Annotated in this window: 17 protein-coding genes; 5 read left to right on the top strand and 12 right to left on the bottom strand. The window is 74.2% G+C overall.

Annotation, left to right across the window (positions count from 1 at the left end):
- Positions 1–165: 165 nt before the first annotated feature.
- Both L7N97_RS01915 and L7N97_RS01910 read left to right on the top strand, forming a co-directional pair.
- Positions 166–609, top strand: a complete 444-nt coding sequence (locus L7N97_RS01915) for an NADH:ubiquinone oxidoreductase subunit NDUFA12 (protein WP_237476694.1) — start codon at positions 166–168, stop codon at positions 607–609.
- A gap of 99 nt (positions 610–708) precedes the next feature.
- On the top strand, positions 709–1,431 hold the full coding sequence (locus tag L7N97_RS01910) for a DUF2155 domain-containing protein (protein WP_237476693.1): 723 nt from the start codon (positions 709–711) through the stop codon (positions 1,429–1,431).
- 3 nt (positions 1,432–1,434) lie between these two features.
- Here L7N97_RS01910 and aat read toward each other — a convergent pair whose 3' ends face one another.
- Positions 1,435–2,106, bottom strand: coding sequence for a leucyl/phenylalanyl-tRNA--protein transferase (aat, locus tag L7N97_RS01905; protein WP_237476692.1), 672 nt, complete (start codon positions 2,104–2,106; stop codon positions 1,435–1,437).
- Between the two features lie 62 nt (positions 2,107–2,168).
- Entirely contained in the window at positions 2,169–2,375 is a 207-nt protein-coding gene (locus L7N97_RS01900; protein WP_237476691.1) for a hypothetical protein, read from the bottom strand.
- 243 nt (positions 2,376–2,618) lie between these two features.
- On the opposite strand from L7N97_RS01900, the gene guaA reads away from it, so the two are divergent.
- Together guaA and L7N97_RS01890 are read left to right on the top strand one after the other, a co-directional pair.
- Entirely contained in the window at positions 2,619–4,223 is a 1,605-nt protein-coding gene (gene guaA / locus L7N97_RS01895) for a glutamine-hydrolyzing GMP synthase (RefSeq protein WP_237476690.1), read from the top strand.
- A 111-nt stretch (positions 4,224–4,334) separates the two neighbouring features.
- Complete coding sequence (locus L7N97_RS01890) at positions 4,335–4,586, top strand: hypothetical protein (protein WP_237476689.1); 252 nt, start codon at positions 4,335–4,337, stop codon at positions 4,584–4,586.
- 53 nt (positions 4,587–4,639) lie between these two features.
- Here the strand turns inward: L7N97_RS01890 and L7N97_RS01885 are convergent, their stop codons facing one another.
- The 3 genes from L7N97_RS01885 to L7N97_RS01875 form a co-directional block, all read right to left on the bottom strand.
- On the bottom strand, positions 4,640–5,479 hold the full coding sequence (locus tag L7N97_RS01885; protein ID WP_237476688.1) for a DUF4336 domain-containing protein: 840 nt from the start codon (positions 5,477–5,479) through the stop codon (positions 4,640–4,642).
- A 94-nt stretch (positions 5,480–5,573) separates the two neighbouring features.
- Complete coding sequence (locus L7N97_RS01880; RefSeq protein ID WP_237476687.1) at positions 5,574–5,834, bottom strand: DUF2934 domain-containing protein; 261 nt, start codon at positions 5,832–5,834, stop codon at positions 5,574–5,576.
- 214 nt (positions 5,835–6,048) lie between these two features.
- Positions 6,049–7,116: a spore photoproduct lyase family protein gene (locus L7N97_RS01875; RefSeq protein ID WP_237476686.1), complete on the bottom strand. Its 1,068-nt coding sequence runs from the start codon at positions 7,114–7,116 to the stop codon at positions 6,049–6,051.
- A gap of 227 nt (positions 7,117–7,343) precedes the next feature.
- Here L7N97_RS01875 and L7N97_RS01870 point away from each other — a divergent pair, with 227 nt between their 5' ends.
- Complete coding sequence (locus L7N97_RS01870; RefSeq protein WP_237476685.1) at positions 7,344–7,802, top strand: RNA polymerase subunit sigma-70; 459 nt, start codon at positions 7,344–7,346, stop codon at positions 7,800–7,802.
- 306 nt (positions 7,803–8,108) lie between these two features.
- Here L7N97_RS01870 and L7N97_RS01865 read toward each other — a convergent pair whose 3' ends face one another.
- The 7 genes from L7N97_RS01865 to L7N97_RS01830 all read right to left on the bottom strand — a co-directional run bounded on the left by L7N97_RS01865 (position 8,109) and on the right by L7N97_RS01830 (position 15,589).
- Positions 8,109–9,143 carry a response regulator gene (locus tag L7N97_RS01865; RefSeq protein ID WP_237476684.1) on the bottom strand — a complete coding sequence of 345 codons (1,035 nt, stop codon included), beginning with the start codon at positions 9,141–9,143 and terminating at the stop codon, positions 8,109–8,111.
- 70 nt (positions 9,144–9,213) lie between these two features.
- Positions 9,214–9,873, bottom strand: coding sequence for a uracil-DNA glycosylase (locus L7N97_RS01860; protein WP_237476683.1), 660 nt, complete (start codon positions 9,871–9,873; stop codon positions 9,214–9,216).
- On the bottom strand, positions 9,854–10,591 hold the full coding sequence (locus L7N97_RS01855) for an SDR family NAD(P)-dependent oxidoreductase (RefSeq protein WP_237476682.1): 738 nt from the start codon (positions 10,589–10,591) through the stop codon (positions 9,854–9,856). The genes L7N97_RS01860 and L7N97_RS01855 overlap by 20 nt, the downstream gene beginning before the upstream one ends.
- A 277-nt stretch (positions 10,592–10,868) precedes the next feature.
- Positions 10,869–11,120 (bottom strand): DUF3297 family protein, encoded by a 252-nt coding sequence (locus tag L7N97_RS01845; protein WP_237476681.1) that lies wholly within the window; start codon positions 11,118–11,120, stop codon positions 10,869–10,871.
- Between the two features lie 77 nt (positions 11,121–11,197).
- Positions 11,198–11,734 (bottom strand): DUF3859 domain-containing protein, encoded by a 537-nt coding sequence (locus L7N97_RS01840; protein WP_237476680.1) that lies wholly within the window; start codon positions 11,732–11,734, stop codon positions 11,198–11,200.
- A gap of 7 nt (positions 11,735–11,741) precedes the next feature.
- The gene (mutS, locus tag L7N97_RS01835; RefSeq protein WP_428980946.1) at positions 11,742–14,528 is read right to left on the bottom strand and encodes a DNA mismatch repair protein MutS; all 2,787 of its coding nucleotides are present in this window, start codon (positions 14,526–14,528) and stop codon (positions 11,742–11,744) included.
- Positions 14,529–14,608: 80 nt separating this feature from the next.
- A complete protein-coding gene (locus L7N97_RS01830; RefSeq protein ID WP_237476679.1) occupies positions 14,609–15,589 on the bottom strand; it encodes a GNAT family N-acetyltransferase in 981 nt (326 codons plus the stop codon).
- Between the last annotated feature and the right edge of the window lie 31 nt (positions 15,590–15,620).

The following is a 15,620-nucleotide window of genomic DNA, read 5'->3' as shown; positions in this document are numbered from 1 at the left end:
CCTCGGGAAGGTCACGAATGAGTTAACCATATGGTCGTGGTTGACCCCGAGCCGAAGGGTGCGACGTCCCGCCCCGCGCGTCACGCAGCACGCCATTCCGTGCCTTGCCTCGCGCCGCCGCGCGCCCTATGCCCAGGCGGAGCGAACCCGACAGCGAGCAGCCCTTTGTCCTATCCGGCCCCGCCCGAAGAGCGCATCACCTGGAAGACGCGCTTCCTCCGCTTCGCGACCTGGTGGCACGGCGGCACGATCAACACGCGTTTTTGGACCAGCCGCTTCGGCGAGCTCGTCGGCCACGACGAGTTCGGCAATGCCTACTACCGGACCATCGGCGGCAAGATCGATCCGGCCCTCGGCTTCGAGCGCCGCTGGGTGATCTACCGCGGCGAGAGCGAAGGCTCGGCGACGCCGCCCGGCTGGTACGGCTGGCTCCACCACCAGACCGATGTGCCGCCGACCGAGTCCGACTACGTGCCGCGCGCCTGGGAGAAGCCCTACCTCCCCAACATGACCGGCACGCCCGCGGCCTACCGGCCGCCGGGCTCGCTGCTCAAGGACGGCACCCGCCCCCGCACCGGCGGCGACTACGACGCCTGGACGCCGGGCTAGTCCGGGACGCCCGACGGGGCAGGGCCCTCGTTTCGCCGCAACGGCGGGCGACACGGGGGCGGCGGCGCGCGGCCGCATCATCGGAGGCGGGCGAGCACCTTGGCGGTTTCACGATCCATCACCCTCGGGACCGCCCTGGCCCTGGCGTCGCTGCTCGCCGCCGGCCCGGCCCGGGCCGACCGGATCAAGAACAACACGGCGGTGTTCTCCGGCCTCGACAAGATCACCGGGCGCATCATCTCGTTCAAGGCCACGATGGGCGAGACCGTGCAGTTCGGCTCGCTGCAGGTGACGGCGCGCGCCTGCTACACGCGACCCGCCAAGGAGGCGCCGCTGACCGACACCTTCGTCGAGATCGACGAGGTGGCGGCCGACCGCGCGCTCAAGCGCATCTTCTCGGGCTGGATGTTCGCGGCCAGCCCCGGCCTGCACGGGCTCGAACACCCGATCTACGACATCTGGCTGACGAACTGCGAGGGGCCGGGCGACACGGTGGCCGACCCGGCGCAGACGGCCGACGCCGACGGCGCGGCGGTGGCTTCCGCGCCGGCCGCCGCAGCGGCGGCCCCCGATGCCGCGCCCGCGACCGGCGCCACCCCGGCGCCCGCGCCGCCGCCGGTCCCGGAGGCGCCGAAGCCGCGGTCCAAGCGCGTCGCCCGCCCGGCGCCGCCGCCGCGCAGCGACACCGTCGCCGAGCAGCGGCCCGAGCCGCGCCAGCGCTTCTTCCCGACGACGCAGTATCCGACGGCGGTCCCGCCGGACGACGCGCCCCTCCCCCGCGAGCCCGCCGGGCTCCCGTCCCACGACCCCCGCTTCCGCTGAGCCTCAGCCCGGGGGAGCGAGGATGTCCAGCACGGCGGCGCCCGTCAGGGGCGCCCTGTCCCAGGCCTCGACGCGCCCCGGCCGGCGCACCGCCTCGGCGAGCCGCTTCTTGTAGCGGGCGCGCGGCACCTCGATGGCGCCGAGCGTGGCGAGGTGCGGCGTGACGAACTGCGTGTCGAGCAGGTGGTAGCCGCTGAGGCGCAGCCGCGCCGCGAGGTGCAGCAGGCACACCTTCGAGGCGTCCGTGCTGCGGTGGAACATCGACTCGCCGAAGAAGGCGGCGCCGAGCGCCACGCCGTAGAGGCCGCCGACCAGCGCATCCCCGTCGTAGGCCTCCACCGTGTGGGCGTAGCCCATGTCGAACAGGCGGCGGTAGAGGGAGCGGATCTCCGCGTTGATCCAGGTGTCGGGTCGGCCCGCCGTCGCCTCGGCGCAGGCCGCGATCACGGCGTCGAAGTCGCGGTCCACCACCACGGCGAGGCGGTCGCGCCGCACCGTCTTGGCGAGCGAGCGCGACACCACCATGCCGCCGAGCGGGAAGACGCCGCGGACCTCGGGGTCCATCCAGAACAGCGACGGGTCGTCGGCGCCCTCCGCCATGGGGAACAGGCCCATGCTGTAGGCGCGCAGCAGGATCTGCGGCGTGATGGTCGGGGTCGGTCGCTGGGGTCCCATGGGCCCGAAGGTGGCCCCGCGACGCGCGGCGGGCAAGCGCGGCCGGCGGCCGGCGTTCAGGATCAGCGGGGCAGGGCGAGCCCGGCCGCGGCCTTGACCAGGGGGACGTCGATCAGCGCCACGGCGATCCAGGCCGCCGTGGCGGCGAGCGGCAGGCGCCGCGCGAGGTTCGACCACGGGGAGCGGGCGTCCTCCGACCGCGGGTCGGGGTCGACCGAGCGGGAGAAGAGGGCCGGCACGGTGGCGGGGTGCCGAAGCAGGACGGACATGGCAAACTCCTATGCGGGCGACCCTAGGCCCGCCCGCCTTGCCGGCGGGTCAAGCCGAGGCGGCGAAATGTGTTGATCCGCGTTCACCGTGGTCCGGCCCGGCCGGCGCACGGGCAGAGCGCTCCGTTGCGGGCGCCTCCGCATCCCGTGTAAGCGTCGGGCCGGACGAACTGATCTCCGCGACCGCCGATGCCCTGACGCGGCGCGCGAGGACGCCCCCGGACGGGCGAGACGGGACCGAGCATGACCGACCTGACCGCAGCGGGCGCCCCGGGGGCGCCGGCCTCCCCCGAGGCGGCGGCCCACGACAAGGTGCTGATCGTCGACTTCGGCAGCCAGGTGACGCAGCTCATCGCGCGGCGCGTGCGCGAGGCCGGCGTGTATTGCGAGATCGTGCCCTTCGACAAGGCGGAGGGCGCCCTCGCGGCGATGTCGCCCAAGGCCGTGATCCTGTCGGGCGGCCCGGCCTCCATCCCCGACGAGGGCTCGCCCAAGGCGGCGCCGGCGATCTTCGCCGCCGGGCTGCCGGTGCTCGGCATCTGCTACGGCCAGCAGGCCATGGCCCACGCGCTCGGCGGCACGGTCGAGGGCGGCCACCACCGCGAGTTCGGCCGCGCCGATGTCGAGGTGTCGGCGCGGAGCCCGCTCACCGACGGCCTGTGGGAGCCCGGCGCCCGCCACCCCGTGTGGATGAGCCACGGCGACCGCATCACGGCGCTGCCGGACGGCTTTCACGTCGTCGCGTCGAGCGAGAACGCGCCCTTCGCCGTCATCGCCGACGAGGCGCGCCACTATTACGGCCTCATGTTCCACCCCGAGGTGGTGCACACGCCGGACGGAGCGCGGCTGATCGAGAACTTCCTGTTCCGCGTGGCCGGCGTGAAGGCGGACTGGACCATGGCGGCCTTCCGCGAGGAGGCCATCGCGCGCATCCGCGAGCAGGTCGGCACGGGGCGGGTCATCTGCGGCCTGTCGGGCGGCGTCGATTCCGCGGTCGCGGCCGTGCTGATCCACGAGGCGATCGGCGAGCAGCTCACCTGCGTCTTCGTCGACCACGGCCTCCTGCGCGCCGGCGAGGCCGCGGAGGTCGTCGGCCTGTTCCGCGACCACTACAACATCCCGCTCGTGCACGCCGACGTGTCGGACATGTTCCTCGGCGAGCTCGCCGGCGTCACCGACCCGGAGCAGAAGCGCAAGACCATCGGCCGCCTGTTCATCGACGTCTTCGACGCCGAGGCCAAGAAGCTCGGCGGCGCCGACTTCCTGGCCCAGGGCACGCTCTACCCGGACGTCATCGAGAGCGTGTCGGCGACCGGCGGGCCCGCGGTGACGATCAAGTCGCACCACAACGTCGGCGGCCTGCCCGAGCGCATGAAGATGAAGCTCGTCGAGCCGCTGCGCGCCCTGTTCAAGGACGAGGTGCGCGTGCTCGGCCGCACGCTGGGCCTGCCGCCGGCCTTCGTGGGCCGCCATCCCTTCCCCGGCCCCGGCCTCGCCATCCGGTGCCCCGGCGAGGTGACGCGGGAGAAGCTCGACATCCTGCGCCAGGCGGACGCCATCTACCTCGACGAGATCCGCCGCGCCGGCCTCTACGACGTGATCTGGCAGGCCTTCGCGGTGCTGCTGCCGGTGCGGACCGTGGGCGTGATGGGCGACGGCCGCACCTACGACCAGGTCTGCGCCCTGCGGGCCGTGACCTCGACGGACGGCATGACGGCGGACTTCTTCCCCTTCGACATGGCGTTCCTGGGCCGCGCCGCGACCCGCATCATCAACGAGGTGCGCGGCATCAACCGCGTGGTCTACGACGTCACCAGCAAGCCGCCGGGCACGATCGAATGGGAGTGAGGGGATAAGCGTCCCCTTCGGCCTGAGACCCGGGGTGGAGCCTGCCCCGGCCGTGGCGCAACCCTGGCGATCGTCGGGCGTTGGCGAACGTCAGACAACAGGGAGGTTCCCATGCGCTCGCTCATCGCCGTCGCCGTCCTCGCCGGCTCGCTCGCCGCCGTCTCCACCGCCGCCGAAGCGCGCGGCTGCATCACCGGCGCCATCGTGGGCGGCATCGCGGGCCACGCCGTCCACCACGGCATCGCGGGCGCGGCCGCGGGCTGCGCGGCCGGATCGGGCGCGTCGCACTACTACCGCACCCACAACAATGCCGCCGCCCTGCGCCGCAGCCAGCAGCAGGTGACCCCCAGCGTCGCGCAGTGACCCGCCCATCGACGCCGTCCGCCGGGCGGCGACCCGCCCGGCCCCTCTAGCGTTCAGCGGCGGGCGGCCCGGCCCCGTGCCACGGCCAGACCGGCGCCGATCAGCAGCCCCGCCGCGACGGCCCCGGCCGCCACCGGGCTGACGCCCGGCTTCGGACCCGAGCGGCCGACGAACCAGTCCAGCGCTCCGCCGAGCTTGTCCGCCGCGTCGTGCTCGTGGGGGTGGCCGTGGCACATCACGATCCGCCGCGGCTCCAGGGCGATGAGCCGCTCCGCCGCCTCGCCCACGGCGCGCCCGTTGAGCTTGAGCAGCATGCGCAGGTGCACGGGCGCGCGGCCGTCCGGCGCCAGCATGCCGGCCGCCTCCATGACCCCGCGCGTCACCGGCGGCACCTCGCCCGGCTCGACGTTGACCACGAGGTCGGCCACCAGCAGCGTCCGGCTGGCGCGGTGGAACATCGCCACTTCGGCGAAGGGGCCGGAGGTCACGAGCACCTGGTCGATCTCGCCGCGCCAGGGCGGGGGAGCGGTGTCGCCCAGGTCCGCGTCGATGCGCAGCCCCGCGGCCCGCACCTGAGCCCGCCGGCTCAGCCCCGGCGCGCCCCAGGTCACCGCATCGGGGCAGGCGCGCTGCCAGTCCCGCACGAACATCCAGTGGGCGACGTTCGGCGCGACGAGGTGGCGGACCGGGCCGATCTCCTCGACCGCGCGCTGCAGGGTGGGCGAATGCTGCGTCGGCGAGTAGAGCAGCAGGCCTCCGTCCGCGAGCCGCACCACGCTCATCCGCACCGGCAGGGTCAGGCCGAGCGGGTGGATGGGCGCGGCGTCGACGGACCACAGGCCGTCGTCGACGGGCACCGGGCGATCGGAGAAATGGTCGGTGGGGTCGGGCATGGGGCACTCCGCGGTCGTCGCTGCTTGCGCGATCCCGGGGTCGACGCCCGCGGCGCGACGCGGGTTGCACGACGGCGACGGAGCGCCCGTTCCGTCAGGCCCGCTGGCGGCTCGGGGCGGGGTCGAGCACCGAGGGGTGCGAGCTCATGCCGTCGCTGTGGGACTGTGGCCGGTGTCCGGCGCGGTCGTCGGGCGCAGCTTCGGCCCGCGCCTCCCCCTCGCCCGTCGCCGCGCGCTCGGCGACCTCGCGCTCGGCCTGCCGCCAGTGCTGGTCCTGGTAGCCGTCGGCGTAGCCGCTCTCCACCCAAAGCTGATAGGCGCGGGCCCTGACCGCGGCCTCGTCCCTGTTGTCCATGCTGTCCGACTCCGGAGGCGGCGCGGATCCGACGGAGGCGCCGCCCGTTTTTGGACGCCTTTCGGTCAGAGTCGGTTCCGCGACGGCATGCCCCGCGGCTCGCCGGGCGTCATTCGCAATCCGTTCGATCCCTTCGGGATGCGGATTTCGGCTTCGCTCATGCGCCGCGCGGGCTGGTGATACGGCACCTCGGCCTGTTCGGCCGGATGCCGTATCAGAAGGCGTAGCGCACGCCGCAGTAGGGCATGACCTCCGCCAGCAGCGCCCGGAAGCGCGCGAGCCAGCGGCCTTTCCAGCCGGTGCGGTATCTGAGGTTCACGCCGCCGCCCTCGCTGGTCTTGGTTTCCTGGATGTCGGGCGTCCAGAGCCAGTCCTCGGCCTTGGGGTGCCACCGCAGGTTCACCTCGTGCAGCGCGGCATTGTGGGTGAGCATGATGATCTCGGCCCGGAGCTGGCGCTTCGCGGGTGCGGACAGCGCGGCGTCCACGGCCTCGAACAGAGCGCGGTAGTCGGCCTCCCAGCCGGGGTACAGGATCACGGGCGAGAAGTTGGCGTGGACCTCGTAACCGGCGCGCACGAAGTCGTCGATCGCGGCGATGCGCTCCGCCATCGGGCTCGTGCGCACGTCGACGACCTTCGCGACGCGCTCGGGCATCAGCGAGAAGCGCACGCGCGTCTTGCCGCGCGGGTCGTAGCCGAGCAGGTCGCGGTTCACAGCCTTGGTGGCGAAGGAGCCCTTGGCGTGCGGCGTGGCCGCGAACATCGCCACGAGGTCGCGCACGTTGTCGCTGAGCAGCGCGTCGACCGACAGGTCGCCGTTCTCGCCGACGTCGTAGACCCAGTCGGCGGGGTCGATCTGGTTCGGCTCGGGCTTGGCTCCGAGCTTCTTCGCGTGGCGCGCGATCGCCGAACACACCTCGTCGCAGTTCACGAAGAGCGAGATCGGGTTGGCGTAGCCCTTGCGGCGCGGCACGTAGCAGTAGGCGCAGGCCATGGCGCAGCCGTTCGAGGTCGAGGGCGCGATGAAGTCGGCGCTGCGGCCGTTGGGGCGCATGGCCATGCCCTTCTTCACGCCGAGCACCAGCGTGGTGCGCTTAGTGCGCAGCCAGTCCTCCGCCAGCCCCGCGTTGCCGTGGAGCTCGGGGATGCGCCAGTGCGACTCGACCGGCACGCGTCGCGCGTCGGGGAAGCGGGCCAGGATCTCGCGCCCGCGCGGGAAGCCCTCGACGGCCGGCTCGAGATAGATCGTGTCGACGGCGAGCAGAGACCGGAGGTCGGACATGGCTGGGACGGACTCGGCGGGGCGTCCGGCTCAGATGGTCCAGGGCGCGCCCGCGCGCCAGTCCCGGAGGCGGCGACCGGCCTGCCACCGCACGACCGCGCTGGGATCGCTTCGGTCCGGAGGGCAAGCCCGGTCCCGATTCGTTCCTGTGGATAACCTGTGGAAAACCCTTGAACAGAAAGGGAACGCCGCTAGCTTGTCCCCAACGGAGCGGACGAGGTCACGCCATGGCGACGCTGAGGGAATTCGAGGACGCGCTGCGCGAGCAGGGGATGTCGATGGCGCTGGCCATCCTGGCAAGCCTCAAGGAGCGCGACCGCGCCCGCCGCTCCGCCGTGGCGCCGGCCCGTCGCCTCACCGGGCAGAAGATGACGCCGGAGCTCGCGCGACGCATCCTGGAGCTGCACGGCACGACCGGCATGACCCAGCAGGAGATCGCCTTCAAGGTCGGCGTCAACCAGGGCCGCGTCAACGAGGTCATCAAGCGCGGCAAGTGGCTGAGCGACGACCCGAACTCGGAGGAAGCCAAGGCGCGCGACAAGGCCAAGGCGCGCATCGCCGCCGGGCCGAAGTCCACCGCCGCGGCGCGCAAGCCGCGCGTGCGAGTCCCCGTGGCCGAGAAGGCCAAGGCGCGCCCCGCCCCGGCCATCACGGCGGCGCCGAGCGGGCAGCTCACCTTCCTGTGATGCGGACGGACGGCGTTCACCGCATTTCAACCCTGCTGGAGCGCGACGCCGATCGGGCACTTTGTCTCCCCTCGGGTCGCTTGCCAAAGGCAGAAACCCGTGTATCCTCTGGTCATCGTCAACCAAACGGAAGGAGGTGATCTAGTGTCTCATTGTTTCACGCTGTGTGGGGCTCTGGTCTTCTCTTCGGTGAAGTCCGCGTAACGAGTTCTGGGCCGCACAACGGCTGACAATGCTTTCGCTCTTCGGAGCCTGATATGAGCCGCGGCGCCCGTGAGGGTCCCGCGGCTTTTCTCGTTCGGGGGCTCAGCGCCTGGCGCGGCGAGGCGGCGCCACGGCCGGCATCGCCCCCGTGAGGCTGGACAGCGCCGAGGCGGTGAGCGTGAAGCGCGGCGGCGCGAAGATCTGGTCCTCGTCCAGGCTTTCCCGCAGCAGCATCCCGTGGTGGACCAGCTTCTCGGCCACGTCGCGCACGCGGCGCACGGGGAAGAAGCCCGGATAGGTCGGCGTCCACTCATCGGCGTCGAGGTCGAGGGGCACGAGGTCGCGTCCCGAGACGAAGATGTAGGCCAGGAGCTGGTCCGACAGCGACGCCGCCCCCAGGAAACGCGTGGCGAGCTGCGCGCGCCGCGCCGCGAAGCCCTGGGCCACGCTGGCGACCTCGTCCCAGGCCGCCCGGTCCTCGACGTCGAAGCTGGCATCCGCGAGCCGGCCCCAGCGCCCCGCCACGTCCACCATGGGCAGGGCGAACAGGTTGCCGGTCGTGCGCAGTTCGGCGATCTCGCCGAGCCGCAGGTCCTCGGTCAGCAGCACCACGTCCGGGTTGCCCGGCCGCGACAGGTCGAAGGCGCGCCCGAGCCGGAGCCGGTTGTCGTGCGACGGCTCGGCGGCGAAGCGCGCGCGCGGGCGCCGCTCGAAGCCGTGGCTCCGCCACGCCTCCAGCACCTCGCGCTCCGCCGCGGCGCGGCGCAGTTCGGACAGGCAGCCCTCGACGGCGTCGACGAAGGCGGGCAGGTTCAGCGGCTTCTGCACGATGGCGTCGAAGACGATGCCCTCGGCGTCGCGCAATTCCAGCCCGCCGGGGTCAGCCGTGACGCCGATGAATCTTGTGTGGGCCGCGGGGCCGCCGTCCGCGCAGATGCGCCGCGCCGCCGTGGCGCCGTCCACGAAGGGCAGATGGTAGTCGAGCACCGCCACGTCGAAGCGCGCGCGGCGCAGCGTGGCCAGGGCCAGCGCGCCGTCCTCCGCCACCGTCACGGCGTGGCCGCGGTCGCTGAGCACGGCCGCCATCACGTCGCGCGCGATCTCGTCGTCGTCGGCGATCAGGATCTGCGCTGCCATGACCGGACGGCCTCCTTGGTCCGCCTCGATCTTGCACCCGTGATGGTAAATTCTTCGCTGCGGGGCGGTGTCAGGGCCGCCCCGCGGGGCTTCTGCCCAGCAGCGTCGCGGCCTCGGCCAGCGCCGCCCGGATGCGGGTCGGGATGGCCGGGCTCGTGCAGACGATGGTGGGGCTCGGATGCGGCATCTCCAGCACGGGCAGGCCGGGCCGGGCCGCCTCCAGGATCGGCCGCGCGCCGGCCGCGACGCGCCCCGCCAGCACCGCGACGGCGAGGCGGGGCAGCAGCGCCAGGAAGCCCGGCAGCTCGGCGATGCCTGCCGCGACCTCGCCCCGCCGCGGCGCGCGGTTGCGGGCGCCCGCGGCGTGGATGACCCAGGGCACGGCGTTCCAGATCACCGTGTCGGCCCGCGCGATGCCGGCCTCGGCGGTGAAGCGGCGGATGTTGGCGGCCGTGCCGGTGGGGTTGTCGCGGCTCACGAAGCGCAGCGGCTCGGCGCCGGGGCCGGGCGTCTCCAGCAGCAGCAGGAGGCGGGCCTCGGCGCCGCCGTCCGCGGGGTCGACATCGGGCACCGCGGCGTAGCGGGCCCGGAGGGCGTCGACGAAGCGGCCGAGCGCGGCGACGTGCGGCGCGTCGCGCATCGCGGCGCGGGCGAGGAGCACGGCCGGGTCCGCCAGGGTGCCGCGGAGCCGCTCGGGCAGCGCGGGCGGGTCAGACGGCGAGGAAGCCACCGTCCACCGGCAGGGTGTGGCCCGTCGTCATGGCGGAGGCGGGCGAGAGCAGGAACAGCACGGCCTCGGCGACCTCGTTCGCAGTGGCGAGGCGCCGCATTGGCATGGCGTCGAGCACGCGCGCCGTGGCGTCCGGGTCGGCCAGGAGACCGCGCGTGAGGTCGGTCTCGACATAGGTGGGCGCGACGGCGTTGACCCGGATGTTCAGCGGCGCCCACTCCACGGCCAGCGCGCGCGTCAGGTTCACCACGCCGCCCTTGCTGGTGTTGTAGGCCACGTTGGGGAACAGCCCGCCCGAAAAGCCCATGATGGATGCGACGTTGACGATCGCGCCGCCGCGCCCCTCCATCTGCCGCGCCGCCTCGCGGCAGCACAGGAAGGTGCCGGTCAGGTTCACCCCGATCACCCGGCCGAAGTCGGCCGCCCGCATGTCGAGGGCGCGCGCGCGCACCGTGATGCCGGCGGCGTTGACGAGGAGGTTGACCGGCCCGAGCGCTTCGCGCACGGCCGCGAAGGCGGCCCCGACCGCCGCCTCGTCGGACACGTCGCAGCGCTGGAAGCGGTCCGGCGGCGGGTCGCCCGGCGACAGGTCCAGCACGGCCACGCGGGCGCCGGCCGCGGCGAGCCGCGCCGCGCAGGCCGCCCCGATCCCGCGCGCCCCGCCGGTGACGGCGGCCACGCGGCCGGCGAGCGGGTGGGGTGCGGGATCGATGTCCATCGGCGGCTCGCCTGTCGTGTCGAACCGGGGCATGCTGCTTCCGGCCGCCCCTCAACGCGCGGACCGGACCCGGAGATCGACCGTGTCGGACGGGGTGCTGCCGGCGAGGCCGGCGGCCGCCGCGCTGGCCGTGGTGGTGCGGGGCCGCGCGGTGCTGCTCGTGCGCCGCTTCAACCGGCCCGACGCCGGCCTGTGGGGGGGAGGGCCGGGCGGCGAGATCGAGGGCGGAGAGGCGATCGTCCCGCGGGCGCTGTCGCTGGGCGAGCCGGGTCAGGCTTCAGGCATCCGCCTCGGCGCCGCGGATGTAGGGCTCGACCACGCCGCGCAGCTTGATCGTCATGGGCCGGCCGAAGCGGTCCTTGGCGTTGCCGGCGGCGACTTTGATCCAGCCCTCGCTGATGCAATATTCCTCGACGTTGGTCTTCTCCTTTCCGTCGAAGCGGATGCCGACGTCCTGCGACAGGATTGCCTCGTCGTAATGCGGGCTGTTGGGATCGACGGACAGGCGGTCGGGGAACTGCACGGTCAAGGCTGAGATCCTTCTCTGGAACGTCGCGCTGTCTAGCCGCCCGGCGGCCGGCGATCCAGCCCCGCGCGGGACGCCGCTCAGGAGGTCGCGCCGTCGCAGTCCGAGGTCGGCGCGCCGGGCGGCAGGGTCACGTGGAACCGCTGGGTCGCGACCACCGTGCGGCCGGCCGAGACCACGAAGGTCCACTCGCCCGGCCGCATCTCCCAGGGGTGGTCGAAGGTGAAGCCGGCGTGGGTCTGCCCGAACACGACGGCGCTCGCGAAGGCGTCCTCGCCGCTGGTCGCGCCGTCCGGCGCCGTGAAGGCCGGGTGGAGGACGTGGACGATCACGGCGGGCGGCTCCGGCTCGCCGGGGCCGGGGACGATCCGGAGGTGCAGGCCGAAGCTGCGGCAGAGCCGGGCCTCGATCGCGTCCGTCCGCTCGATGTAGCGCTGGTGCGACATCGGCACCGCGGGGGCGAGGCCGGTGCCGCCCGCGCCCGGCGGCGGTGCGGGGGCGCGGCGCCCCGTCATCGTGCCGAAGTCGAGCACCTCGGCGGAGGGCGCGGCGGCGGCCGGCCCCGCGAGGCAGAGCCCCGCCAGGAGCGCGGCGCCGAGGTGGGGGCGGGGGCGCATGGCCGCCTCAGACCTCCTTCGCGGCGCGCTTCAGCGCGTAGAGGGCTTCGAGCGCCCCCTTGGGCGTCAGCTCGTCGGGGTCGATGGCGTCGAGCGCGTCGCGCAGCGGGTCGCGGGCCGGCTCCGGGTCGTGCTCGGGCGGGGCCGGCGGCGGCGTGTTGAGGTTGGCGAAGAGCGGCAGGTCGTCGAGCAGGCGCTCGACCGGGGAGGAGCGCGCGCCGCGCTCCAGCTCGGCCAGGATCGTGCGGGCGCGCTCCACCGCCGAGGCCGGCAGCCCCGCGAGCTTGGCCACCTGGATGCCGTAGGAGCGGTCGGCCGCGCCCGGCACGACCTCGTGCAGGAACACCACGTCGCCGTGCCATTCCGTGACCTTGACGGTGAGGTTGCCGAGGCGCGGCAGCTTGTGGCCGAGCTGGGTCAGCTCGTGGAAGTGCGTGGCGAAGAGCCCGCGCGACCTGTTCCTGTTGTGGAGGTGCTCCATAGCGGCCCAGGCGATGGAGAGGCCGTCGAAGGTCGCGGTGCCGCGGCCGATCTCGTCGAGGATCACGAGCGAGCGCCCGGTCGCCTGGTTCAGGATCGCCGCCGTCTCGACCATCTCGACCATGAAGGTGGACCGCCCGCGCGCGAGGTCGTCCGCGGCGCCGACGCGCGAGAACAGCCGGTCGACGACACCGATACGGGCCTCCGCGGCCGGCACGAAGGAGCCCGCCTGGGCCAGGATCGCGATGAGGGCGTTCTGGCGCAGGAAGGTCGACTTGCCGGCCATGTTGGGCCCGGTCACGACGGCGATGCGCCCGCCCGTGGTCTTCGACCGCGCGGGCCCCTCGACGCCGCTGAGGTCGCAGCCGTTGGCGACGAAGTCGGCGCCCTTGCTCTTCAGCGCCGCCTCGACCACGGGGTGGCGCCCGCCCGCGATGCGGAAGGCGAGGGAGCGGTCGACCGTGGGCCGCGTCCAGCCGCGCGCATCCGCCACCTCGCCGAGCGCGAAGGCGACGTCGATCGCGGCCAGCGCCTCGGAGGCGGCGCGGATGCCGTCGGCCTCGGCCAGCACGGTCTCGACGAGGCCGGTCCACAGCTCGCGCTCGATGGTGAGGGCGCGGTCGGCCGCGGAGGAGATCTTGGCTTCCAGCTCGCCGAGCTCGGCGGTGGAGAAGCGCATGGCGCCCGCCATGGTCTGGCGGTGGATGAACAGCGCGTTGTGGGGCGGCACGCGCCATGTTTCGCCGACCTGCGCCGTGACCTCGATGAAGAAGCCGAGGAAGTTGTTGTGCTTGATCTTGAGGGTGCGGACCTCGGTGTGCTCGACGTAGCGGGCCTGGAGCGCCGCCACCACGCGGCGCGTGTCGTCGCGCAGCTCGCGGGCCTCGTCGAGCGCGAGGTCGTGGCCGGGGCGCACGAAGCCGCCGTCGCGCGCCATCAGCGGCAGGTCGTCGGCCAGCGCCGCGCCGAGCAGCACGCTCAGGGCGGCGTCGATGCGGCCCGCGCCCGCGGCGGCCTCGGCGAGCTCGGCCGGCAGCTCGGGCTCTTCCAGGAGCCGGCCCGACAGAGCGTAGGCGGCGGCGAGGCCGTCGCGCAGCGCGGCGAGGTCGCGCGGGCCGCCGCGGCCGAGGCTCAGGCGCGACAGGGCGCGGGCCATGTCGGGCGCGCGCTTGAGCGTCGCCCGCACCTCGGCGCGGCGCCGGCGGTCGGAAGCGGCGAAGCCGACGGCGTCGAGCCGGGCGGAGATCCGCGCGGGATCCGTGAGGGGGCCGGCGAGGCGCTCGGCGAGGAGGCGCGAGCCCGCGGGCGTGACCGTCAAGTCAACGGCGTGGAGCAGCGAGCCCTGCCGCTCGCCGCCGAGGGTGCGGGTCATCTCCAGGTTGGCGCGCGTCGAGGCGTCGATCTCGACCGCGAGGCCGCGCTCGCCCCGCGACGGCGGATGCAGGTTCGGCCGCGCGTCGAGCTGGGTGCGGGCGACGTAGTGGAGGACCGTGGCGGCGGCGGCGAGCTCGGCGCGCGTGAAGGTGCCGAAGCCGTCGAGCGTCGACACGCCGTACCACTCGGCCACGCGCCGCTCGGCGGCGGCGGGGTCGGCGGCGTCGCGCGCCACGCGGGTCACGGCGCCGGGCGCCTCGTCGAGCACGGGCCGCAGCTCCGGCTCGTCCGCGAAGCTGTCGGGCACCACGATCTCGCGCGGCTCGATGCGGGCGAGGTGGGCGGCGAGGCCCGCGGCCGGCACCTCGGCCACCGCGAAGGCGCCGGTCGAGATGTCCACGGCCGCGACCCCGTAGGTCCAGCCGCCGTCGCCCGCCTTGGCGCGCGACAGCGCGGCGAGCAGGTTGGCGCGGCCGGGCTCCAGCAGCCGCTCCTCCGTGATGGTGCCGGGCGTGACGATCCGCACGACGGCGCGGCGCACCACCGACTTGTAGCCCCGCTTCTTGGCCTCGGCCGGGTCCTCGGTCTGCTCGCAGACCGCCACCGTGTGGCCGCGGGCGATGAGGGTGTGGAGGTAGTCGTCGGACCGCTCGACGGGCACGCCGCACATGGCGATGTCCTCGCCCTGGTGCTTGCCGCGCTTGGTGAGCACGATGCCGAGCACGGAAGCCGCCACCACGGCGTCCTCCAGGAACAACTCGTAGAAGTCGCCCATGCGGTAGAACAGCAGCGCGTCCGGGTGCTCGGCCTTGATGCCGAGGTACTGCGCCATCATCGGCGTGACGCGGTCCGGCGCCGCGTCCGGCCCGAGGCTCGCCTCCGCGGGGGCGGGCGCCGGCTCGGCGGCGGCGCGGCGGTCTGTGAAGCGGATGGCGGACATGGGCGCTACCATACCGCGATCGGGGCGGGGACGCACGGCGGGCGGAGGGGCCGTCCACCGCGGCCTGACGATCCCCGGCCTCAGGCGAAGTCGAAGTCGAGCGTCTCAAAGCGTTCGATCGGCACGGGCAGGGCGCCGCGCTTGAGGTCGCGCAACTGCAGAACCATCGGCGAGGGGCGCAGGCGGGCGGGCAGGGGCAGGCCCGGCGGCGGCACGGCGGCGTTGAGCCCCGCGTAGACGAAGAACGGGCGGCGCTGGAGGCGGCAGGCCGCCGCGACGGCGGCGCTGACGTCGCGCCGGCTCACCGCGGCGCCGGGACGGGGCAGGAGCGCGCAGATCAGCGCGTGGGGCAGGCCGCGCGCCGCGCGCGGGGCCGACACCGCGAGAAGGTTCTCGCCCACGTGCAGCCCGTAGTTCGCGCCCGGGCGGCCGAGCCGCGACCACAGCGCGTCCGGCGTCCAGCCGAGGCCCACCTGCGGGCCGCCGCAGAAGGGGGCGACGAGCTCGCGCGCCCGCCCCGGATCGAGATCCGCCGCGCGGTGCGACGCCACGCGGACGCCCGGCACCGGCAGGCCGGCGACGCCGATCCTGATGTCGAGCCGGGCGACCTCGCGCAGGCGCAGCACGCGGGCGTTGACGTCGGCCGCCATGGCGTTCGGCACGGACAGGATGAAGCGCAGGCCGCGCTCCCGGCAGGCCGCCTCGACGGCGCGGTAGAGCCCCACCACTGCGGGCAGGGAGCGGTGGGACTCGAGCAGGAAGACGTCGACCAGCGCCGCCGCGGGCTCGCCGCGGCCGTCGACCGTCAGCGTCTGGTGGAGCAGGGCGGCCTGCCCGACCTTGCGCGCACCCGCATAGGCGGCCAGCACCGTCGCGCCCTGCCCGTAGCCGTCCTCGTATAGCCAGCGCAGGCCCTCGGGCGTGAAGCGGCCGGCCGCTGCCGCGAAGGCCTCGGCGGCGAGGCGCGCCGTCGCGTGATAGTCCACCGCCGCCTCGCGGCGCACGGCGACGCCTTCGGCGGGGAGGGGTGCGGGCGGGACGGGGGACGGGACGCAGCTCATGGGGGCTCCGGCGGCGGGGTCGCGGGGCGGG

Source organism: Lichenibacterium dinghuense (assembly GCF_021730615.1).
In the GTDB taxonomy this organism is placed as follows: Bacteria; Pseudomonadota; Alphaproteobacteria; order Rhizobiales; family Beijerinckiaceae; genus Lichenihabitans; species Lichenihabitans dinghuensis.
The sequence above is the reverse complement of the archived record's forward strand: the minus strand, read 5'-3'. Positions and strand labels throughout refer to the sequence as shown.